We start from the raw sequence: 4,689 nt of genomic DNA on the forward strand, positions 1-4,689 counted from the left end.
TGGTCCGCGAGCCCGGCCGGGCTCGCGGACCACCCGCCCGGGGTGGCGTCAGTCGAAGGGGATGACCACGACGGAGTCCGCCGTACCCGTCCTGACCGACGACGGGGCGTTGCCGATGGCGCTCCACACCTCGACGCGGACGGTGCCGCCGCGCAGGTCGCCGAGGGTGCCCGTGGCGGACTTCAGGCCGCGGGTCTGGTCGTAGCGCTCCCAGCCGGAGACCGGGTCGGTGGCGAAGTACTGGTAGGTCTCGGTGCGGTCGAAGGTGCCGTCGCCGGTCAGGTCGTAGCTGACGCGGGCCTGCTGGCCGAGGCCGACGGCGGTGCCGGCGTCCACGGCGAGGCGGAAGGCGGTGGCGGCGCCCGGGGTGAGGGTGCCGGTGACGTTCCGCGCCTCGTAGACGAGCGGCTGGTACGGGGTGCCGTCGTGGTTGGCGCCGCCCGCGGAGGCGATCGTGTCGCTGCCCGCGGTGGTGTCGGTGGCGGTGGTCAGCTTGCCCCCGGCGGCCAGGCGGAAGGTGTCGCCGGTGCCCGGGTCGGGGCAGACCGGTCCGCCGGGCTGGCCGCAGGGGATCGTGCCGGTTCCCTTGCCGGTGGCGGTGGAACGGGCGGGTACGGTCAGGGACTTGCCGTCGGAGAAGGTGACGGTGGCCGGGGCGGAGCCGTAGTTGTGGGCGGCGTAGGTGCGCTCGGTGCCCTTGAGGAAGACGGCCGAGGTCGGGATCGAGCCGGTGACGGTCGCGTCCGGGGCGCCGAGGGCGTCCAGTCCGGTCAGCCAGTGGTAGGTGTGGGCGCGGGTCTCGCCGGCCTCGGGGGTGTAGTTCCCGCCGACGGCGTCGAAGCGGGCCTTGGCGCGGGCCGGTTCGGCGAGCGACTCGAACTCCCAGAGGATGTCCCGCCATTCGACGGCCGGGCCGCCGTTCTCCCGTTCCATCTCGGCCAGGTTGCGCCGGATCGCACCCGGATAGGCGCCCATGTGCAGCGCGTTGCCGGAGGTCACCGGGAGGGTGTTGATGCCGTGGATCTCCTCCGGGTTGGCCGTCCACCAGGTGGAGTAGGCGCCGCCGCTGCCCCAGACCATGCCGACGGTGTCGTGGGTGAAGGAGCCGGGGAAGACCTGCTGGTCGGCGTCGAACCAGTACTGGCCGATGGCGTCGGACTCGGTGGCGAGGAGGTAGCCGCCGAGGTCGCGCAGGGAGGTGTCACCGGTCGCGGAACCCCACAGGACGAGGGCGGCGCTGAGGTTGGTGGACTCCGAGGACGACTCCTGGTTGTTGCCCGCCGCGAAGCCGGAGTGGCCGGAGGCCCAGCTGTGGCCGGCGTAGACGTCGAAGCCGCGCAGGAAGGGGAAGGCCGTGTCGGTGCGGCTGGGGTTGGCGACGTCGCGGACCAGGGTCTTCACCATGCCGCCCCAGGCGGAGTCGGCGGCCCACGCCTGGTCGTACTGGGCGATGATCGCGGCGGCGTAGACGTAGTAGCCGTAGTGGAAGTGGTGGTCGTTGAGCTCGGTGTCGCTGCCGTAGGAGGCGGGGTAGCCGGTCAGGGTCTTCCAGGTGCGGTCGTACGAGAACTCGTTCGCGCCGCCCGCGGTGAACCAGTCCTGGAGGCGGCCCTTGAGCAGGCCGAGGAGCCGGTCGCGCAGGGCGGTGTCGCCGAGCTGTTCGGCGAGCGGCACCAGCTGGGCGAGCTTGCCGAGCGCCTTGCCGGTCCAGTAGGTGTCGGTGGCGCCGGAGAACGGGTCGGCGGAGTTCACCACCTCGTTGAGGTAGCCGCGCAGCCGGGCCTGGTCGACCGCGCCGGTGGCGGGCAGCCCGGGCAGGACGGCGGCCTGCTTGCGGCTGGTGGTGAAGGACCGGCCCTCGCGGACCTTCATGGTGCCGCGCGGCGACACGTAGGTGTACGGGGTGAGCGGGTCGGTGGAGTTGAGCCACTGGTGGCGGTAGAGCGCCTGGAGGGTGCCGGTCTCGGTGCCCTCCTTCGCCTCGGTGGTGAGCGTGTACGTGGCCCCGACCTTGCCGCCCGAGGAGGACCAGGTGACGCGGGAGCCGGTGACGAAGCTGAAGGCGTACTTGCGGTAGGTGGCCAGGGCGTCGGTGGAGGGCAGGACGGCGACGGAGAAGTAGTCCTTGCCGCCGAGGCCCGCGGTGACCGTCGTGCCGGAGACGTTCCAGTCGGTGCCGGCGGGCGAGAAGAGGGCGTAGTGGTGGCCGCCGACGGTGATGCCGAGGACGTTGCCCTGGTCGGCGAAGACGGTGGGCGTGGACGCGGTCGTGATCCGGGCGTCGCCGCCGGTGCCCTTGGCGTACACGAAGGGCAGGCCGTGGCCGATGGTGGTGCGCAGGGTGCGGGCGCCGTCGGACCAGTAGGGGGTGACGGTCCAGTCCGACCAGTCGTCGGCCTTGGTGTCGGGCGAGTTGAGCCCGGTGAGGCCGAGGGTGAGGTCGGCCTTGTGGGGGAACTCGTACTGCCGTCCGTCGCCGACGATCGCCGGGGTGGTGGGGTAGCCGAGCTCCAGGCCGCCGGCGACGGCCTGGTAGGTGAGCGGGTGGCCGTACATGGGGGTGGAGTACGGGTTGTCGCCGTAGCGCTGGAAGGCGAGCGAGGACCACCAGTCGTTGGTGGGGACGGGCCGGTCCTTGGCGGCTGCGGTCACCTTGGGGGTGACGGGGGCGCCGGTGTTGGTGGTGGGCCCGGAGGTCCCGGCGGGGCGGGTGTCGGAGTAACCGCCCGCGCCCACGGGGACGGTGGCGGCGGAGGCGGTCCCGGCGACGGCCGGTACGAGACCGGCGGCGGCCAGGGCGGAGACGAGGACCAGCGACGCGGCCGGTCGGGAGCGGGGAGCTGACACGTACAGCACCTCGTTGGCTCGAAGGAGGGGGGTTTCGTGGGGGTTCGTCCGTCGGTGTGACGGCTCTTGAGAGCGCTCTCAGCAGTGCGCAACGTAAAACTCTCGAAACCTGGACGTCAAGAGAAGCGACGCAAAGCCGAGTTGGGGCAGGGGTTCCGTAGGAAGCCTTCGATTCCGAGCCGTTACGCCTTCGAGTCTTGACGGGAACGGCCGAGTCGGGGCACGCTCCAGACCGTTCTTGAGAGCGCTCTCAAGCGTTCTCGGGGCGGCCCCGGCACACCCCGGCGCCGCCCGCCCCACTCCCCCGACCCGCCCCGATGCCAAGGGAGCCCGTCCATGCCCCTCACCCGAGCCGCCACCCAGGCCGCACTCCGTCTCGGAGCGGTCGCGCTCGCCGGTTCCCTGCTCGCCGCCTGCGGATCCGGCGCCTCCGACACCGCCGCCGACAAGCCGGGCGGCAAGGTCACGGTGACCGTCGACCTCTTCGGATCCTTCGGCTACAAGGAGGCCGGGCTCTACGCCGAGTACGAGAAGCTCCACCCGAACGTCACCATCAAGCAGACCGACACCGAGGACGAGGCCGACTACTGGAAGTCGCTCCAGACCCGGCTCGCCGGCGGCGGCGGCCTCGCCGACGTGCAGGGCATCGAGGTCGGCCGGATCGCCTCCGTCACCCAGCAGCAGGCCGACCGCTTCGAGGACCTGCGGAAGTACGGCGCCGACGGCCTCAAGGACCAGTTCGCCGACGCCAAGTGGGCCGCCGCCACCGGCAAGGGCGGCGAGGTCCTCGGCCTCGGCACCGACGTCGGCCCCGAGGCGATGTGCTACCGCACCGACCTCTTCAAGCAGGCCGGACTCCCCACCGACCGCGCCGAGCTGGCCGAGAAGTGGTCCACCTGGGACGGCTACCTGGAGCTGGGCAAGCAGTACAAGGCCAAGGCCCCCGCCAAGAGCGCCTGGCTGGACAGCGTCGGCAGCCTCTTCTCCATCATGATCGGACAGGAGAAGGAGCGCTACTACGACGCCTCCGGCGCCCTGATCTGGGAGACCAACCCGGCCCTGAAGAGCGCCTGGGAGACCTCGGTCAAGGCCACCCAGGCCGATCTCAGCGCCAAGCTCGACCAGTGGTCCCCGCAGTGGAACCAGGCCTTCGCCGCCGGCTCCTTCGCCACCATCCCCTGCCCCGCCTGGATGCTCGGCTACATCAAGGGCCAGGCCGGCGAGACCGGCAAGGGCAAGTGGGACATCGCCAAGCTGCCCGGCGGCGCCGGCAACTGGGGCGGCTCCTACCTCGCGGTGCCGCGCGCCGCCAAGAACAAGAAGGAGGCGTACGAGCTGATCAAGTGGCTCACCGCCCCCGAGCAGCAGGCCAAGATCTTCGCCAAGCAGGGCAACTTCCCCTCCTCGACCGGCGCCATCGCCGAGGTCTCGGGCACCACGGACCCGTACTTCTCCGGCGCCCCCATCGGGCAGATCTTCGGCGACGCGGCCAAGGCGGCCCCGGTCCAGGTCCTCGGCGTCCACGACCAGAACATCAACCAGCAGATCACCAACGCGCTGAGCGAGGTCGAGCGCAAGGGCCTCGCCCCCGAGAAGGCGTGGGAGAACGCCAAGAAGGGCGTCGCGAACACCCTCGGCTGACGACCCGGCCGACCCCCACCGGCGGCCTCTCGGCCGACACCCCGGCCGACACCGCCGGCAGCCCTCCGGCCGACATCACCGGCCGACCCCGTCGGCGCCCGCCGGCCGACGCCCCCGGCCGACCGCAGCCGGCACTCCCCGGTTCGCGCCCCTCGCGGTGCCCCGGCCCGCGCTCCCGGCGGCTCCCCGGCCCGTCGCCCC

Annotated in this window: 2 protein-coding genes; one reads left to right on the plus strand and one right to left on the minus strand. The window is 72.1% G+C overall.

What is annotated here, in order from left to right; all coding sequences use genetic code 11:
• Nucleotides 1-48: 48 nt before the first annotated feature.
• The gene (locus tag IE321_RS40805; protein ID WP_190226680.1) at nt 49-2,847 is read right to left on the minus strand and encodes a glycosyl hydrolase; all 2,799 of its coding nucleotides are present in this window, start codon (nt 2,845-2,847) and stop codon (nt 49-51) included.
• Nucleotides 2,848-3,183: 336 nt separating this feature from the next.
• Between IE321_RS40805 and IE321_RS40810 the strand changes: the two genes are divergently transcribed.
• Nucleotides 3,184-4,488 (plus strand): ABC transporter substrate-binding protein, encoded by a 1,305-nt coding sequence (locus IE321_RS40810; protein ID WP_043229984.1) that lies wholly within the window; start codon nt 3,184-3,186, stop codon nt 4,486-4,488.
• The last annotated feature ends 201 nt before the right edge of the window (nt 4,489-4,689 follow it).

Source organism: Streptomyces hydrogenans, assembly GCF_014656075.1.
Lineage (GTDB): Bacteria > Actinomycetota > Actinomycetes > Streptomycetales > Streptomycetaceae > Streptomyces > Streptomyces hydrogenans.

What these genes read in the sequence shown, in the direction of transcription:
- IE321_RS40810 (WP_043229984.1), top strand. Translation starts at nt 3,184, where the DNA reads ATGCCCCTCACCCGAGCCGCCACCCAGGCCGCACTCCGTCTCGGAGCG.